This is a genomic window from Streptomyces sp. CB02923 (assembly GCF_001905005.1).
In the GTDB taxonomy this organism is placed as follows: Bacteria; Actinomycetota; Actinomycetes; order Streptomycetales; family Streptomycetaceae; genus Streptomyces.
In genome coordinates this window covers 871,760-886,148 of the sequence record NZ_LWKZ01000024.1, presented here as the reverse complement: position 1 = coordinate 886,148, position 14,389 = coordinate 871,760, and the positions used below count along the sequence as shown (strand labels likewise).

At 71.7% G+C, this 14,389-nt stretch carries 13 protein-coding genes; 6 read left to right on the top strand and 7 right to left on the bottom strand.

Going from position 1 to position 14,389, the window contains the following annotated elements:
• Window positions 1-63 precede the first annotated feature (63 nt).
• The 6 genes from A6A06_RS27075 (at window position 64) to A6A06_RS27050 (ending at window position 5,910) form a co-directional block, all read left to right on the top strand.
• Window positions 64-1,290 (top strand): sensor histidine kinase, encoded by a 1,227-nt coding sequence (locus A6A06_RS27075; protein ID WP_199931226.1) that lies wholly within the window; start codon window positions 64-66, stop codon window positions 1,288-1,290.
• A gap of 74 nt (window positions 1,291-1,364) precedes the next feature.
• Window positions 1,365-1,985 carry a response regulator gene (locus A6A06_RS27070; RefSeq protein WP_073764694.1) on the top strand — a complete coding sequence of 207 codons (621 nt, stop codon included), beginning with the start codon at window positions 1,365-1,367 and terminating at the stop codon, window positions 1,983-1,985.
• 95 nt (window positions 1,986-2,080) lie between these two features.
• Window positions 2,081-3,484, top strand: a complete 1,404-nt coding sequence (gene murC, locus A6A06_RS27065) for a UDP-N-acetylmuramate--L-alanine ligase (RefSeq protein ID WP_073764148.1) — start codon at window positions 2,081-2,083, stop codon at window positions 3,482-3,484.
• Window positions 3,485-3,503: 19 nt separating this feature from the next.
• Window positions 3,504-3,911, top strand: a complete 408-nt coding sequence (gene msrB, locus A6A06_RS27060; RefSeq protein WP_073764146.1) for a peptide-methionine (R)-S-oxide reductase MsrB — start codon at window positions 3,504-3,506, stop codon at window positions 3,909-3,911.
• Between the two features lie 151 nt (window positions 3,912-4,062).
• Window positions 4,063-5,550: a hypothetical protein gene (locus tag A6A06_RS27055; protein ID WP_073764144.1), complete on the top strand. Its 1,488-nt coding sequence runs from the start codon at window positions 4,063-4,065 to the stop codon at window positions 5,548-5,550.
• Between the two features lie 30 nt (window positions 5,551-5,580).
• A complete protein-coding gene (locus tag A6A06_RS27050) occupies window positions 5,581-5,910 on the top strand; it encodes a hypothetical protein (RefSeq protein ID WP_073764142.1) in 330 nt (109 codons plus the stop codon).
• Window positions 5,911-5,937: 27 nt separating this feature from the next.
• Here A6A06_RS27050 and A6A06_RS27045 read toward each other — a convergent pair whose 3' ends face one another.
• The 7 genes from A6A06_RS27045 to A6A06_RS27020 form a co-directional block, all read right to left on the bottom strand.
• A complete protein-coding gene (locus A6A06_RS27045) occupies window positions 5,938-7,269 on the bottom strand; it encodes a protein kinase domain-containing protein (RefSeq protein ID WP_073764140.1) in 1,332 nt (443 codons plus the stop codon).
• Between the two features lie 10 nt (window positions 7,270-7,279).
• Complete coding sequence (locus tag A6A06_RS27040) at window positions 7,280-8,143, bottom strand: protein phosphatase 2C domain-containing protein (protein ID WP_242440955.1); 864 nt, start codon at window positions 8,141-8,143, stop codon at window positions 7,280-7,282.
• The gene (locus A6A06_RS27035; RefSeq protein ID WP_073764692.1) at window positions 8,140-8,802 is read right to left on the bottom strand and encodes a vWA domain-containing protein; all 663 of its coding nucleotides are present in this window, start codon (window positions 8,800-8,802) and stop codon (window positions 8,140-8,142) included. Before A6A06_RS27035 ends, A6A06_RS27040 begins: the two co-directional genes overlap by 4 nt.
• A 72-nt stretch (window positions 8,803-8,874) precedes the next feature.
• On the bottom strand, window positions 8,875-9,000 hold the full coding sequence (locus A6A06_RS43580) for a hypothetical protein (protein ID WP_274535891.1): 126 nt from the start codon (window positions 8,998-9,000) through the stop codon (window positions 8,875-8,877).
• Between the two features lie 72 nt (window positions 9,001-9,072).
• Window positions 9,073-10,695 carry a TRAFAC clade GTPase domain-containing protein gene (locus A6A06_RS27030; protein ID WP_073764136.1) on the bottom strand — a complete coding sequence of 541 codons (1,623 nt, stop codon included), beginning with the start codon at window positions 10,693-10,695 and terminating at the stop codon, window positions 9,073-9,075.
• A complete protein-coding gene (locus A6A06_RS27025) occupies window positions 10,692-13,154 on the bottom strand; it encodes a GTPase-associated protein 1-related protein (RefSeq protein WP_073764134.1) in 2,463 nt (820 codons plus the stop codon). Before A6A06_RS27025 ends, A6A06_RS27030 begins: the two co-directional genes overlap by 4 nt.
• Entirely contained in the window at window positions 13,151-14,389 is a 1,239-nt protein-coding gene (locus A6A06_RS27020; RefSeq protein ID WP_073764132.1) for a TRAFAC clade GTPase domain-containing protein, read from the bottom strand. The genes A6A06_RS27025 and A6A06_RS27020 overlap by 4 nt, the downstream gene beginning before the upstream one ends.

The window sequence follows — 14,389 nt, the reverse complement described above, 5'->3', positions numbered from 1 at the left end:
AGGGCTGTGAATCCCCACTCCCTGACCCCCGCCCTGCGGGTGCTGCGCGTCTGCCTGCACCTGATGGTGGCCGCGCTGCTGGCGCTCGCCGCCGTACGGGCCGTGGCCGACCACAGCGCGGTCGCACCGGCCGTCGTCGGCGCGGCCGTCCTGCTGCTCGCCGTGTACGCCGTCGGCCCCACGCTGCCGCCGGTCCGCACCTCCACGGCCGCCGCGGCGCTCTGGCTCGCCGCCGTCATGGCGGTGTGGGCCGTCCTGCTCGCCCTCACGCCCCTCGGGGTCTGGCTCGCCTTCCCGCTCTTCTTCGTCCAGCTGCACCTGCTCCCGCTGCGCTGGGCGCTGCCCGCCGTCCTGGTCACCACCCTCGCCGCGATCGGCGGGTTCGGCTGGCACACCCGCACACTCACCTTCGGTACGGTCATCGGCCCCGCGCTGGGCGCGGCGGTCGCCGTCGCCGTCGTCCTCGGCTACCAGGCTCTCTACCGGGAGAGCGAACAGCGCCGCCGCCTCATCGAGGAGCTGACCGCCGCCCGCAGCGACCTGGCGGCCGCCGAGCACGCCGCCGGTGTGCTCGCCGAGCGGGAGCGGCTCGCCCGCGAGATCCACGACACCCTCGCGCAGGGGCTCTCCAGCATCCAGCTGCTGCTGCGGGCCGCGGAACGGGCCGTTCCGCGGCGGCCGGACACCGCCACCGCGCTCGGCCACGTCCAGCAGGCCCGGCAGGCCGCCGTCGACAACCTCGCCGAGGCCCGCCGCTTCGTCCGGGCGCTCAGCCCGCCCGACCTGGAGGCCGGATCGCTGCCCGCCGCCCTGGAGCGGCTGTGCGCCACCACCGCCCGCTCCTCCGGCCTGGCCGTGCACTGCCAGGTCTCCGGAGCGCCCGTCGAACTGCCCACCCCGCACGAGGTCGCCCTGCTGCGCATCGCGCAGTCCGCGCTGGCCAACGCCGTCCAGCACGCGCACGCCGGCCGGGCCGAGCTGACCCTCTCCTACATGGACACCGAGGTCGCCCTCGACGTGGTCGACGACGGTACGGGCTTCGCGCCCGGCGCGGTGCCGTCCCCGGGCTCCGGCGCGACCGCGGGCACCGGCTTCGGGCTGGCCGCGATGCGCGCCCGCGCCCGCGCGCTGCACGGCACGCTGGCGGTGGAGTCCGCGCCCGGCGAGGGAACGGCGGTCGCCGTCACCCTGCCGTATCCCCAACCGGCCGCGCCCTGGGCCCCGACCGCGGCCCCCGCCCCTGCCCCTGCCCCCGCCCCCGATTCCCCTCCCGGACAGGCCACCGCGTGACCCACCGCCCCGAGACCGCCACCGGCTCCCGCCCGGCGTCCGCCGCCACCGGCTCCCGCCCGGCGTCCGCCGCCATCGGTCTCCTCCTTGCCGACGACCACCCGGTCGTACGGGCCGGACTGCGCGCCGTGCTGGAGACCGAGCCGGACTTCGAGGTCGTCGCGGACGTCCCCACGGCCGAGGAGGCCGTCGAACGGGCCGCCCGCCCGGACGTCGACGTCGTCCTGATGGACCTCCAGTTCGGCGGCCGGATGCTCGGCTCCCAGGCCACCGCCGCGATCACCGCACGCGACGGCGCCCCGCGCGTCCTCGTCCTGACCACGTACGACACCGACGCGGACATCCTCGCCGCCATCGAGGCCGGCGCCACCGGCTACCTCCTCAAGGACGCGCCGCCCGAGGAACTGGCCGCCGCCGTCCGGACCGCGGCGGCCGGCAAGTCCGCCCTCGCGCCGACCATCGCCCTGCGGCTGATGGACCGGATGCGTACGCCCGCCACGGCCCTGTCCCGCCGCGAGACCGAGGTGCTCCAGCTCGTCGCCGACGGCCTGTCCAACGCCCGGATCAGCAAGCAGCTCTTCCTCAGCCAGGCCACGGTCAAGTCCCACCTGGTGCACATCTACGCGAAGCTGGGCGTCGACTCCCGTACGTCGGCGGTCGCCGCGGCCACCGCACGCGGTCTGATCCGCCGCTGATCCGGGGGCCGGGCCCGCCCGGCACCGGCTGTCGGTGCCGGGTGCGAGAATCGTGCCCGTACGGACGTAGAGATCGACGAGCAGGAGACTGACGCATGGCACCGTCCCCGGGCATCCCCGACGCGATGGACCGACCGCACTTCATCGGCATCGGCGGCGCCGGGATGTCCGGCATTGCGAAGATCCTCGCCCAGCGCGGCGCCCGGGTCGCGGGCAGCGACGCGAAGGAGTCGGCGACCGTCGGCGCCCTGCGCGCATCCGGCGCCACGGTCCACCTCGGCCACGCCGCCGCCCACCTGGCCGAGGACGCCACCAGCGTCGTCGTCTCCTCCGCGATCCGCGACGACAACCCGGAGCTGGCCGCCGCCCGCGAGCGCGGCATCCCCGTCGTGCACCGCTCCGACGCCCTCGCCGCCCTCATGGACGGCCTGCGCCCGATCGCCGTGGCCGGCACGCACGGCAAGACGACCACCACCTCCATGCTGGCCGTCTCCCTCGCCTCCCTGGGCCTGTCCCCCTCCTACGCCATCGGCGGCGACCTGGACGCCCCCGGCTCCAACGCCGAGCACGGCAGCGGCGAGATCTTCGTCGCCGAGGCGGACGAGAGCGACCGCAGCTTCCACAAGTACGCGCCCGAGGTCGCCATCGTCCTCAACGTGGAGCTGGACCACCACGCCAACTACGCCTCGATGGACGAGATCTACGAGTCCTTCGAGACGTTCGCCGCGCGCATCCGCCCCGGCGGCACCCTCGTCGTCTCCGCCGACCACCCCGGCGCCCGCGAGCTGACGAGCCGCCTCTCCGGCCGCCACGACATCGAGATCGTCACCTACGGCGAGGCCGCGGACGCCGACGTACGCGTCCTCAAGATCAACCAGCGCGGCCTGACCAGCGAGGTCACCGTCGCCCTCGCGAGCGGCAAGATCCTCACCTTCGCCGTCTCCGTCCCCGGCCGGCACTACGCCCTCAACGCGGTCGCGGCCCTCGCCGCCGGCACCGCCCTCGGCCTCCCGCCGCACAACCTGGCCTCCGCGCTCGGCACGTACACCGGCGTCAAGCGCCGCCTGCAGCTCCAGGGCGAGGCGGCCGGCGTCCAGGTCATCGACTCCTACGCGCACCACCCCACCGAGATGACCGCCGACCTGGAGGCCATCCGCGGCGCCGCCACCGGCGCCCGCCTCCTGGTCGTCTTCCAGCCGCACCTCTTCTCCCGCACCCAGGAGCTGGGCAAGGAGATGGGCGAGGCGCTCACCCTCGCCGACGCCTCCGTCGTGCTGGACATCTACCCGGCCCGCGAGGACCCGATCCCCGGCATCACCAGCGCCCTGATCATCGAAGCGGCCCAGGCCAAGGGCGCCCGGGTGACCGCCGAGCACGACAAGACCGCGATCCCCGCGGTGATCGCAGGAATGGCGGAGCCCGGCGACCTTGTTCTCACCATGGGCGCCGGTGACGTGGGCGAACTCGGCCCGCAGATCCTCGCGCACCTGCAGCGCTGACCGGAAGAAGAGGGACCTCATGCCGTACGAGATCGACAAGCCGGACGAGCAGTGGCGCGCCGAGCTGACCCCGCAGGAGTACCAGGTCCTGCGCCAGGGCGGCACGGAGCCCGCGTTCGTCGGTGAGTACACCGACACGAAGGCGGCGGGCGTCTACTCCTGCCGCGCCTGCGGCGCCGAACTGTTCCGCTCGGAGACGAAGTTCGAGAGCCACTGCGGCTGGCCGTCCTTCTACGACCCCAAGGACACCGACGCCGTCGAGCTCCTCCAAGACCGCTCCCACGGCATGCTCCGCACGGAGGTCCGCTGCGCCCGCTGCGGCTCCCACCTCGGCCACGTCTTCGAGGGCGAGGGCTACCCGACCCCGACCGACCAGCGCTACTGCATCAACTCCATCTCGGTGCGGCTGACGGAGGCCGGGGGCTGACGAACCGCCCGGCCGGGGGCCGGTGCGTACCGCTTCCGGCCCCCTGCCGCCGTGCGATCACGGCGATGATCAGCGAACCCCGGGACAGCCGCCCGCACGATCCGTAGGGTGGGACGGAGTTGTCGCGCAAGGTCGGGGAGGGCCGGGGGAAATGGTGCACAGGCAGCTGCCTCCGTTGCCGAAGTACCGCAAGGACGCGGTGACACGACGCCTCTGCGCCGCCGTGCACCTGGACGAACAGTTCGCCCGCCAGGTGCACGAGGAGTTCAGCGAGGACCGGATGAAGGCCCATGGGCTGCCGCTGGGTATCAACCTCGTCGCCGTGGTCCGGCACGCCCGGGTGGCGGCCGAGCGCATGGACGTACGTGACCGCCAGCTGGGCTGGCTCTTCTTCGCGTGCTGGGCCGCGGCGCTTGTGCTGCTCTACGGGCTGTTCGGCGGCGTGTCCGTCGCGGTGACATCCGGCTGCTTCGCGCTCCTCGCCGTGCCGTGCGCCGCCTGGTGGCTGGTTCACCGGACGGAGGCGAAGGCCAGGTCCGCCGCCCTCGACGCTTTCGAATCCGGTGCGGAACCGGAGAATCTGGCGCCGCCGGTGGCGCCCGAGGTGGAGGCCCGGCTCCAGGAGCTACGGCAAAAGCGCATCAACTTCGTGCCGTACGCGGCCGACGCCGAGCGCAGCACGCCCTTCGTGGGCAGCGGCAAGAAGATCAAGGAAGCGGTCTGGCAGCCCATCGACGTCAGCCGCCCGGCTGATGCTCCCACCGGCGGCAAGCTGACCATCACATCTTTCGATGCCGTGGCGCTGCACACCTATGTCGCGAACGAGATGGCCAACATCGCCGGCCTGGAGGGCCTGCGCGCCAAGAACCGGCTCTACGTGCTGGGCACCCACGTCTGGCATCTGGGTCCGGAGGCGCTTCCGGACCCGCTCGCCCGGCCACGCTCTCAGGTGCCGAAACAGTTGGTGCAAGCGGGCCTGGTCCAGCCGGGAGCCGGTATGCGTACCTATCTGAGCCTGGAACGGGTTGCTGAGGGCGGCCGGGTCATCGTGTCGATGCACTTGCGGGCCCGGCTGCACCATCCGAGCCTGACCTGGGAAGTTGCCGCCTACGCGATTCCGCCGGTGCACCGGCGGTACGCGCAGGTGGAGTATTTGCCGCGCGACGGATTCAGGCAGTGGTGGAGCCTGGTGAGGTGCGCGAGCGGACAGACTTGGCCCGCGTTGCGCGGAGCGCTCGGGCGCAACCACAGGCGCCGCTCCGAGGCGAACCGCCGCGCACGTCAGATGGAGAACGTGCGCAAGGAGATCAGCAAGCGCCACGCGGTATACGACTACGGAGCCGAAAGCAGCCTGCGGGACCGGGTGTCCGACTGGGACGAGATGGGCCATTCGGACCGTACGGACTCCCAGGACTTCCTGCACCGGCTGCAACAGGGCGTCCTGATCGCGACGGAGCGCTTCCTCCAGGACCACAACGTCGACACCAGCTCCTTCGACCAGGCCCAGCAGGTCATCAACACCCAGACCTACAACTTCTCCGGTGACATCACCGGAGCGAGCAACTTCGGCAACAACGGCCAGATCAACGTCGGCCAGGGCCCGCAGCCCGGCGGGCCCGCCGGTGGTGGCCAGCCCTGATCCGTGTCCGGTACGACGACAGGAGCGCGCATGAGCACCTTCAACTTTCACGGCCAGGTCTCCGGTCCGAGCAACTTCGGGGACGGCGGGAAGATCGAGATCAACCACTACGGGGCGGACCCGGCCGAGGCTCTGCGGCTGGCGGCGGAACTGGTACGCCATCTGCGGACGGAGGAGCAGCCGGTACTCGTCGCGCGGGCGGAAGAGGTACAGGGAGAGCTGGAGCGGGCCCGGCAGGAGCAGCGGCCCGCCGACCAGGGAAGGATCAGGCGGGCCCTGGAAACGCTCTCTCTCGGGCTGGCGACGGGCAGCAGCGGGCTGGCACTCGCCCAGGCGCTGGGGCACGCAGTAGGGCTGTGACCGGGGCACACGTGCCCCGGCCTGCTCTCACTTCGCCCGGACGGCGAGCTGCGCGCCCAGGAGGTTCAGCTCCATACCGGAGCGCAGCGGCACGGTCTGGCCAGGTGCGACCTGCTGCGCCGAACCGTCCGAACGGGTCCCGGTCCAGACGGCGTCCGAGCGATTCGCGAGCCCGAACTTGCCGGGCTTCTGCGGGTGTTCGGTCAGCTCGGCGACCACCGATCCGTCGCTGTAGTCGTGCCGTGCGGGTTCCGGATCCAGATGGTGGGCGTGTACCCGCGCGGTGCGGTGGAGCCGCAGATGACGTTCCGCGCGCGGCGGAGGAGTGATGACGACCAGCCGGGGCGGCAGGAGCAGAGTACTGCCGCAGGACCAGCAGGTGCCGGCGGTGGTCTCCTCCGGCTGTGTCATGTTCTGGCGCCCGCAGTCCGCGCAGTCGACGACCGTGTCGAGTACGGCTCGCAGTGCGTCCCGCCACTGCGACTCGCGGACTCGCGCCGCCGGGTCACGCAGACCGACCGTGAAGTTGTGCGTGAACAGGTCCCGCAGGACTTTCGGAGCCACGTCCCAGGTGGCGAGGACGGTGTACTGCTCGACGGGGTCGGGTGCGTTCGCATCGTCCGCAGGGTCGAAGACGAACAACGGGCGCTTGCCGTACAGCGCCTTCTCCGCAGGTTCGTCCAGGCAGTGGATGAGCAGTTCCCTGCGGCCCTTCAGCGGGTGATGGTTCATCAGGAACATGAACAGCAGAACCGACAGGGAGTACAGGTCGGTCTGCGTGCCGGGCCGGGCGCCCGGATCGCCCCGCACCAGCTCGGGTGCCATGAACTCCATCGTGCCCGAGATGCCGCTGCTGTCCCCCTCCACCACGGCGTTGTCGTTGTCGCACACCAGGACGTCACCGGTGGCCGGGTCGAAGAAGATGTTGCCCCAGGAGATGTCCCGGTAGGCGATACCACGGGAATGCAGCGCCTGGTAAGCCTCCACGGTGTAGAGACAGGCGGTCAGCAGGGCACGTGGGCTGGTGCGCAACGTTCGCTTGAACAGTGCCGGCAGGCCCTTGAAGCGGTCCGGGCGGATGTCCATCACATAGCCGAACGCCGCCGGCCCGTCTGCGACGTACGCCGTCGGCCACAGGAAGCGGTCGTCGTCGAAGTCGCGGGCCACCAGTTCCCGGACGATGCCCTCCTGCTCGGCCGTGGCACACGACGGGAAGTACCACTTGAGCGCCCGGTCACCACGCGTGGTCCGCACACGGTAGACCTCGCCCTGGCCACCGGAACCGATCAGCTCGATGACCTCGATCTCCTCGCCGTCGTCAGCGGTGAGGCGCTTACCGCTGTCCAGCATGCCGCTCATGATGTGTCCGTCACTCCTCGGTCGCAGAATGGTGCGGTGGCCGACGTCCGGCCGCCACGGTGGTGTCGTCCCCGGAGTGCCGCGCTGCCTGCCGCAGCCACTGTGGGAGCGCGGCGCGCACCCCCTCCGTACCCTCGTCCACGAGCCGCTGGTCGAGGCCGGACATGAACTGTGTGAAGCCCTCGTGGGAGGCGAAGCTCTTGGAGAGTCCGTCGGTCGAGAGCGCGATGAGCCGGGGCGTACGGTCCGGGTCGATCACCGGGGCCCAGTGCACGCGCATCAGGCTCCAGGCCCGGTGGCTGCACATCGATTCCGTCTCGTCGCCGAGGTCCGTTTCGGTGGGCGCCAGCGGGAAGCCGACGCGGCCGTCCCGGTCGACGACGGTCAGTTCCCCATCGCCGAGTTGCCAGGCGACGAACAGCTGTGGGGTCAGGAGCGCGCCGATGAGCGTGGTCCCGTACAGCAGCAGTTTCTCCGCGTCGGCGGGGGCGGGAGGTGGCGTGCCGTCCGCGTTCCGCTCGCGCGTCCGGTCCCAGTGTCCGAGCATGTCCTGTTGCCATGCCGCGACGAGCCGACGTGGCATGTCGTGCTGAGCGTAGTTCATCAGCCGGCTGAGACCGCCACGAGACTCCTCCGGCGCCAGTGCCCGGGCGAAGCCGGCGAACTCGCGGACGAGCGCGGTGAAAAGGTCCACCACGCGACGTGCGCCGACATCGCTCCGGGCGTGCCGGGCGGCCCCGTGCCCGTCCGCCACTGCCAGGACCAGCGGGCACTCGGCGCTGCCCTGGCCCTCGGCCGTGCCGTAGTCCTGGTTGTGCTTCTTGTTGATTCCCTGGACGCTCTCGGTGAGCGTCTCCCAGCGCGGCGTGCTCACCACACGTCGTCGTCATCGTTGTCGAGCACCGGCGGAGCGTAGGGGGGCTGCTTCGTCAGGGCGTCGGAGCTGCCCGCGACCGGCTGCGAGGCCGCCTTGACCGCGGCAGTCGAAGCCCAGCGGATGGCGGCCGCGAGCTGCTTGGGGTTGTTGGCGTCCAGTGGTTGCAGTTCCGGGTTGCCGAGGAATTCCCGCAGCACGCTGCGGTCGGCGTCTGCTCCGATGGCGACGGCGACCCGCACGGCCTTCTTGCCCCATGCCGTGGCGTCGACGGCTTTCAGCCCAGCCTTCCAGTCGTCGGTCGGTACGCCGTCCGAGACGAGCGCCAGCACCGGTTTGAGAGCGCGCCGGGGCATCGGCGGCGCCTGAAGCTCACGCGACACCACGTGCAGGGCTTCGCCCAGATTCGTCACGCCGTCCACCTGGACGTCCTGCCAGGTGAAATCGTCGACCGGGACGGGGTCCTTGTGGTGCCACTGCACGGTGGTGGAAAAGGTGAGCGTGCGCAGCAGCAGCTGTGCTGCCGGATTGTCGTGAGCCACCGACCGCATCTCCGGGATGGCTTCCCGGATTGCGTAGTTGAGCATGCCGATCTTCTCTCCCTGCATGGAGTAGGAGCAGTCCAGCAGCCAGATGAAATGGACCGGACGGTTCGCCATCGGCCCGCCGGGGATGTCACTCACTTCCCTGTCCTCCATTCGTTTGTCTCTTCCAGTGGGGCTGCGGGCGCGTCAGGGCGGCCCGACCTCTGCCAGTACGTACAGGATCAGCGCGCCGAGCAGGGCGGCGGTGAGCGTTGCCGCAGTGATGAACAAGCCCAGCATCAGCCGCCGGTGACGTGCGATGTGTGGTGTCACGACAGGCACTTCGGGCCCAACCACCTTTCTTCTCTGTCTTGTCGTCCCAGGTTCCCTGCGGGCCTGTGCCGGTCAGCGGCTCGCACGCCCGCGTACGGTCTCCGCACGGGCGCCGGGCACTTCGTCGGTCGGGGGGCCTCCGGCGAGCGCACCCACCCGCAGCCCTGAGCGTGCCAGTACCCATAGCACCGGTTCCGCCGCCCGTAGCTGTTCGCTGCCTAGGGCCCCCGCGCCGGTTGCGGCGTAGGCGCTTATCGCCCAGTAACGAACCGTCCGGAAGTCGTGTGCCAGTCCGCGTACCAGGGCTCCGAGGCCGATCTCTGTCAGCCAGCCGTCGATGCGCGCGCCCGGAACCGGCAGTGCGGAGAGCCGGTCCAGCACGTCCCGCTTGGTGACCACTGCGGCCATCGGGATGCGCCGGCGCCGTCCGGTGAGCGCCGATAACTCGCCGGTCAGCCGCTGGTAGGTGTCCAGCGGCCCCAGGTCGGCGGGCCTGGCCTCGCCGGCCCGCTCCGCGTCGCCGCCTTCCAGGGCGCGCCGTACGCAGGGCTCGGCGAGTACGTCGGCGACCAGGATCACCCCATCGGCATGCTCAAGGTACTGCTGCATACGCACGGTGCCCGCATCGCGGAGCGACTCGCCCATCGGGTCGTACAGGTACAGCAGCCGTCGGCGCCGGCCGTAGCCCACACGCAGCATGAGGGCGCGCGGCTGACCGCCTTGGGTCTTGAGGGCCCAACCCGTCTGGTTCAGCTGCTGGTTCACCGAACCCGCGGACTTCAGGTCGTCCGGGGAGGCGTATCCCACGGTCAGCGGGCTGCGCCGTGACCACGCCTGGAGCCCGGCAGCCATGGCGGCCAGCAGCATGGTCTTGCCGGCTGAGGTACCGCCGACCAGGGGCAGGTGTACGACGCGCGTGATGCCGACGGCTGTGGGCAAGTGCCGGTCGCAGTGCGGGCAGCGGGCAGCGAACCGGTCCCGGCCGGTGAGCGAGGTGGTGACCAGCTTCTGTCCGCAGGCGCACACGTGCCACAGTGCGCCGTACCGGCCGGGACGCAGAGCACGGTGGGCGGCGTTGCAGTTCGGGCAGCGATGGACCGCCAGCGGGAACGGCCGGTAGCAGCCGGGATACGGACAAGCCATCCGGATTCCGCGGGCCAGCCGCCACCCACGTTCCGCTCCGCGGAGCGCGCCGGCTGCCGTCACCCCCAGCAACCACACGAGCCCCAGCAGCAGCGCGAAGACGGCCAGCGTGACCGCGGTCAGCAGGGCCGCGAGGAGCGCCCCGGCCACCGCGCCGACCACCGTTCCCGGAGCGAGAAGGCGCCTGACCGAGCGGGTGAACCGGGTCTCGCCCGGCAGGCCGGTGGAGACGTCCTGCCCGTGGAAGAGCCGCTTCGCGATCCGGTGCAGCCATTCGGTCTCCAGCCGCTGCCGGACGGCCAGCATGCTGCCGTACGCCGCGGACCGGGCGTCGAGCCACATCTGCCGGGACCAGTACGCCCGGTGGGCCGGATCGGGCCCGGTCGCCGGGATCCGGGAGTCGTAAGCCCCGGCCTGCCATGGCCCGAGTGCTTTCCCCGCAGCCGTCAGCGACAGGCCCAGGAAGAGCCAGAAGGTGGAGAAGACGCACAGGGGCACAGCCACGGGGAGAATGATCCACAGGGCGCAGGACAGCACAGTGGTGGTTGTCATGACGGGCCACCGTCCTTTCGGGGTGGCTGCACGTCGTTCCAGCGCGGCCCGGCGCCGCCGGAGCGGCGGCCCCGGCCGCCGAGGCGCCGGGCGAAACGGCTGAGCGCTCCGGGCCGGTTCCACTGCCGGAATTCCTCGGCCCAGCGGCCCTGGAGGCGTTCCAGAGCCGCTTCCACGGATGCGACGTCTGCCTGGGGCAGGGCGCGTACGACGGGGCGCAGCACTTCATCGAGAAGGCCGTTGCGGGTCGTGTCCCACGTCGGGTCCGTCCCCGGGTGGGAGGACCAGCAGGTGAAACAGTCGGCGGCGTACGCCGGGACGGTGCGTAGCAGGTCGCGAACCCGGTCGGTGCGGGCCTCCCGGGCATACGCCGCCAGCAGCTCCCCGTCCCGGCAGGCAGTCAGCGCGGACAGTTCGCCGTCCGGCCGTTCCGTGTCGAGCAGCCGGCGCGCGACGGCGTTGAAGGCGCGTGCCAGCACGGTGGGCTCCAACGGCTCGGCGACGGCCCGTAGAGCTGCCGCCCGGGCGGCCCAGCCATGCCCCGGGGACCCTTCCGTGAGGTCTCCGGCGAACTCAAGCAGCAGCAAGGCTCCTCGGGTACGGGAATCCAACTCGTCGGGGAAGCAGCGCAACAGGTCGCGGGCCAGACCGGGGGCGTGCCGGTCGTCGGCGGGCGCGTCGAGTGCGGCCTGCACCAGTGTGGGGAAGGTGCCTGCGGCCCGGTGCACGTCCGAACCTGTTTCGCCGAGCAACAGCGCGGCCTGTCCGGCAGCCGGCGTTCCGCTGTCCCACACCAGGCGCATGGCCGTACGCAGCACGAGCGGTTCGGCGAACAGCGGGACACCGGCGTCCTTGATCACGAGGTGCAGCGCCGTGACACGGTCCTCGTCGGCCGCCGTCCGGGCCATTCGCGCGCACATCCGCAGGTGGGGCAGCGACTGGGCGTCCGGGAGCGCAAGCCCGGCCCGGGCGAGCAGCCGCGCGGCTGCCGGCGGATCACCGGCAGCGAGGTCGTCCAGCTTGCCGAGCAGCGCTACGCGGAGGTCGAAATGGTTGTCGAGGGCGCTGCGCACTGCGGGGGCGTCCGCCTTGCCCGGGTCGGCCAGCAGCGCGCCGGACAGCCTCCGTGCGAGGTCCGGAAGGAGGTCGGCGCAGTCCACCCCCAGCGTTCCGGCGACGCCCAGGAGCCGGAGCGCGGATGTGGGGTCCGACGCCCCGTTCGCGATGCCGTCCCGCAGGTCGGTGGCGAGTTCGGCGGCGAGGCGTCGCCGGTATTCCGTGGTGATCGCCGACGGGGAAAGGGCGGGGAGTTCGAGGCTGCTCGTGCGGACGGCCTCGGTCAGCACCAGTGCCGCGAGCGGCGCGGTCGTCGCGGCCGGTGCCCTGCCGTCGAGGGCTGCGCAGAGCCGGGCGAGTGCCGCGGATTCCCCGGCCGTACGGTCGTCCGCGGGCGAACAGAGCGCCGCGATGAGCCGGGGCAGCCGGTCCTCGGCCAGGGCACCGGTGTGTGCGCCCGCCCAGTCGATGGCCGCGGTACGGCAGGCCGACCCGAGGGGGATGCCGGAGCAGAGGGCCGCCACGGCGAGCGGGCCGGCGTCGAAGGACTCGCCCGGCAGCCCGGCCACTTCCTTGAACAGCTCTGGTGCTCTGCCCAGCCACACCAGCGCGGCGGTCTCGGACCAGAGGTCGGTGACCGGCTCGGTGGGTGGACGGCCCGTGCAGTCGTGCAGGCGGTAGCGCTGGTCGTACCCGGTCAGGCCCTGCCCGTCGTCCGGAAGGACGCCGATGATCTGCTGTCGGGCGAGCTGCGGTCGTCTGGTGTACGTGGTGAACGTGAGCTGGTGGGCGCTCTCCCGGGGCAGCGCCGTACTGGCCAGTGCGATCCATCGTGCGATGTCGGCGCTCTCCCGCTCGACGAGAACGATCTGTGGTGCGTCGACGGTCTCGGCCGCCCGCCGCACATCGGCGAAGAACGCGGCCAGCCACGGCGCTCGCAACTCCGCGAAGGCGACGAGGCCCGCCCGGTCGAAGTGTCCGGCCGGAGGCAGCGCCGTCAGCGGACCAGGCTCCGCACCGTCCGGTGTCCGGTCTGTCCACCGTGCGGATTCCCAGGCGGTGATGGGCAGTTGGTCCCCGGGCAGTCGCGTGCCGGCGGGCAGGTGAACCGCATGGGCGTGGAAATTGCCCCATCGGCCGCTGTAGTCGGCGCCGGTGTAGACGGTGCGGCTCAGCAGTCGGCTGCCGTCGGACAGCAGGGTGTGGCTGAACACCCGGGGGAAGCCGGCGAGCTGTTCGTCGGTGGGACGCGGCGGCGCGTCGCGCGGCGGCTCGTACCCGATGAGCTGTTCCGCCTCCCGCAGCAGCGACGTCGGCAGTCCCGGTGTGACGGCGGTAAACCGGAAGCCCGAGCCGTCCGGGCCGGGCGGGGCGGAGGTGTAGTGGAGCTGCGCCAGGCTCATGCCGGTGCTCCCTTCGCGCCCGCCTTGCGTACGGGGATCAGCTTGCGCCGGCCGAGGAGCCAGAGCAGCGGATCCTCGATGCGCAGGGGCTGCGGTCCCGACTTGGGAGCGTCGGCCGGGGCGTGTGCTGGCGGCGGCGCGCCGAGCGCCGAGAGCCCGAAGAACGACAGCTCGGCGAAGTCCCTTTCCAGCTGCCGGCGCAGCGCTCCGGAGTCCCAGCCCTCCATCAGTGACCGCATCTCCTCGTGCACGGTCAGCCGGTCACCGTCGTCCAGTACTCCACCGCTGTGCGACGCGTTGTGCAGCAGGGGTGAATGCGGGCCGAGCAGTGGGCGCAGCATGTCGGTCTTGGTCACGGCGACGGCCATCGGCGTGGTGACCCGGCCCCGCTGCCTGCCTCGCCCGTGTGTCCGCAACTGCGAGGCCAGGTCGGCCGCGATCTGTTGGGGAGAGGTCTCCACGGCAGGCAGCGGCGGGCCTTCTCCGGCGGCCATCTGGTCGCGGACGGAGCCGAGCTGGAGCGGGTCGACCAGCATGATGATGCCGTCGGCTGCCGACAGGTAATGGGTGTAGCGGTCCATCGCCTCGGCGCTCTTCAGGTCTTCTCCGGCGGCGTCGAAGAAGACCAGGGCAGTGTGCCTGCTGCCCTCGCCGAGGGCGCCTCGCCGGGGCAGGCTGAGTCTGTAGAGCAGCGGATCGTTGAAGCCCATCGCGGCCGGACGGGTGGCCTCGGGCAGGCGCAGCCTGTCGTAGAGGTCTTCGGCCATCTCGCGGTCGCGTCGCTGGGTGTCGCCGCCCATCGCGGCGAGCGAGGCATTGTAGGCGCCGCCCACCCGGTTGCGCAGTTCGTTGACCAGGACGGAGACATATGTGCTTTTTCCGGACGCTTTGGCGCCGACCAGCGCGATGATGCGGCTGTCCTGGTCGCAGTAGTCGCTGGGGAAGTCACTGTGGCAGCGACGGCAGACGCGTACCGGTGTGGTGGCTCCGCAGCCGGGGCATGCGGGGAGCGATCCGCCGCCCAGTCCGCCGAAGCCGCGTGGCGGAGCGAAGACGGGGCCGCGCATCCGCAGCGCGGGCGGCACGCTCGGCCCCATGAACTCGGCCCACACGTCGTCGCGCGCCGCGTCACAGGGTTTGCCGCCCCGTATGCCGGTGGCTTTCATCAGGCAGCGGTAGGGCAAGTGCGCCGCTTTGGCGCGGTGGAAGCAGTAGGGGCAGATGACGGTCGTCAT

Excerpts from the sequence above, each read along its gene's own strand:
- A6A06_RS27075 (WP_199931226.1), top strand. The coding sequence starts at position 64 with ATGGTGGCCGCGCTGCTGGCGCTCGCCGCCGTACGGGCCGTGGCCGAC.
- murC (WP_073764148.1), top strand. The coding sequence starts at position 2,081 with ATGGCACCGTCCCCGGGCATCCCCGACGCGATGGACCGACCGCACTTC.
- msrB (WP_073764146.1), top strand. The coding sequence starts at position 3,504 with ATGCCGTACGAGATCGACAAGCCGGACGAGCAGTGGCGCGCCGAGCTG.
- A6A06_RS27055 (WP_073764144.1), top strand. The coding sequence starts at position 4,063 with ATGGTGCACAGGCAGCTGCCTCCGTTGCCGAAGTACCGCAAGGACGCG.
- A6A06_RS27050 (WP_073764142.1), top strand. The coding sequence starts at position 5,581 with ATGAGCACCTTCAACTTTCACGGCCAGGTCTCCGGTCCGAGCAACTTC.
- A6A06_RS27045 (WP_073764140.1), bottom strand. The coding sequence starts at position 7,269 with ATGAGCGGCATGCTGGACAGCGGTAAGCGCCTCACCGCTGACGACGGC.
- A6A06_RS27035 (WP_073764692.1), bottom strand. The coding sequence starts at position 8,802 with ATGGCGAACCGTCCGGTCCATTTCATCTGGCTGCTGGACTGCTCCTAC.
- A6A06_RS27030 (WP_073764136.1), bottom strand. The coding sequence starts at position 10,695 with ATGACAACCACCACTGTGCTGTCCTGCGCCCTGTGGATCATTCTCCCC.
- A6A06_RS27025 (WP_073764134.1), bottom strand. The coding sequence starts at position 13,154 with ATGAGCCTGGCGCAGCTCCACTACACCTCCGCCCCGCCCGGCCCGGAC.
- A6A06_RS27020 (WP_073764132.1), bottom strand. The coding sequence starts at position 14,389 with ATGACGACCGTCATCTGCCCCTACTGCTTCCACCGCGCCAAAGCGGCG.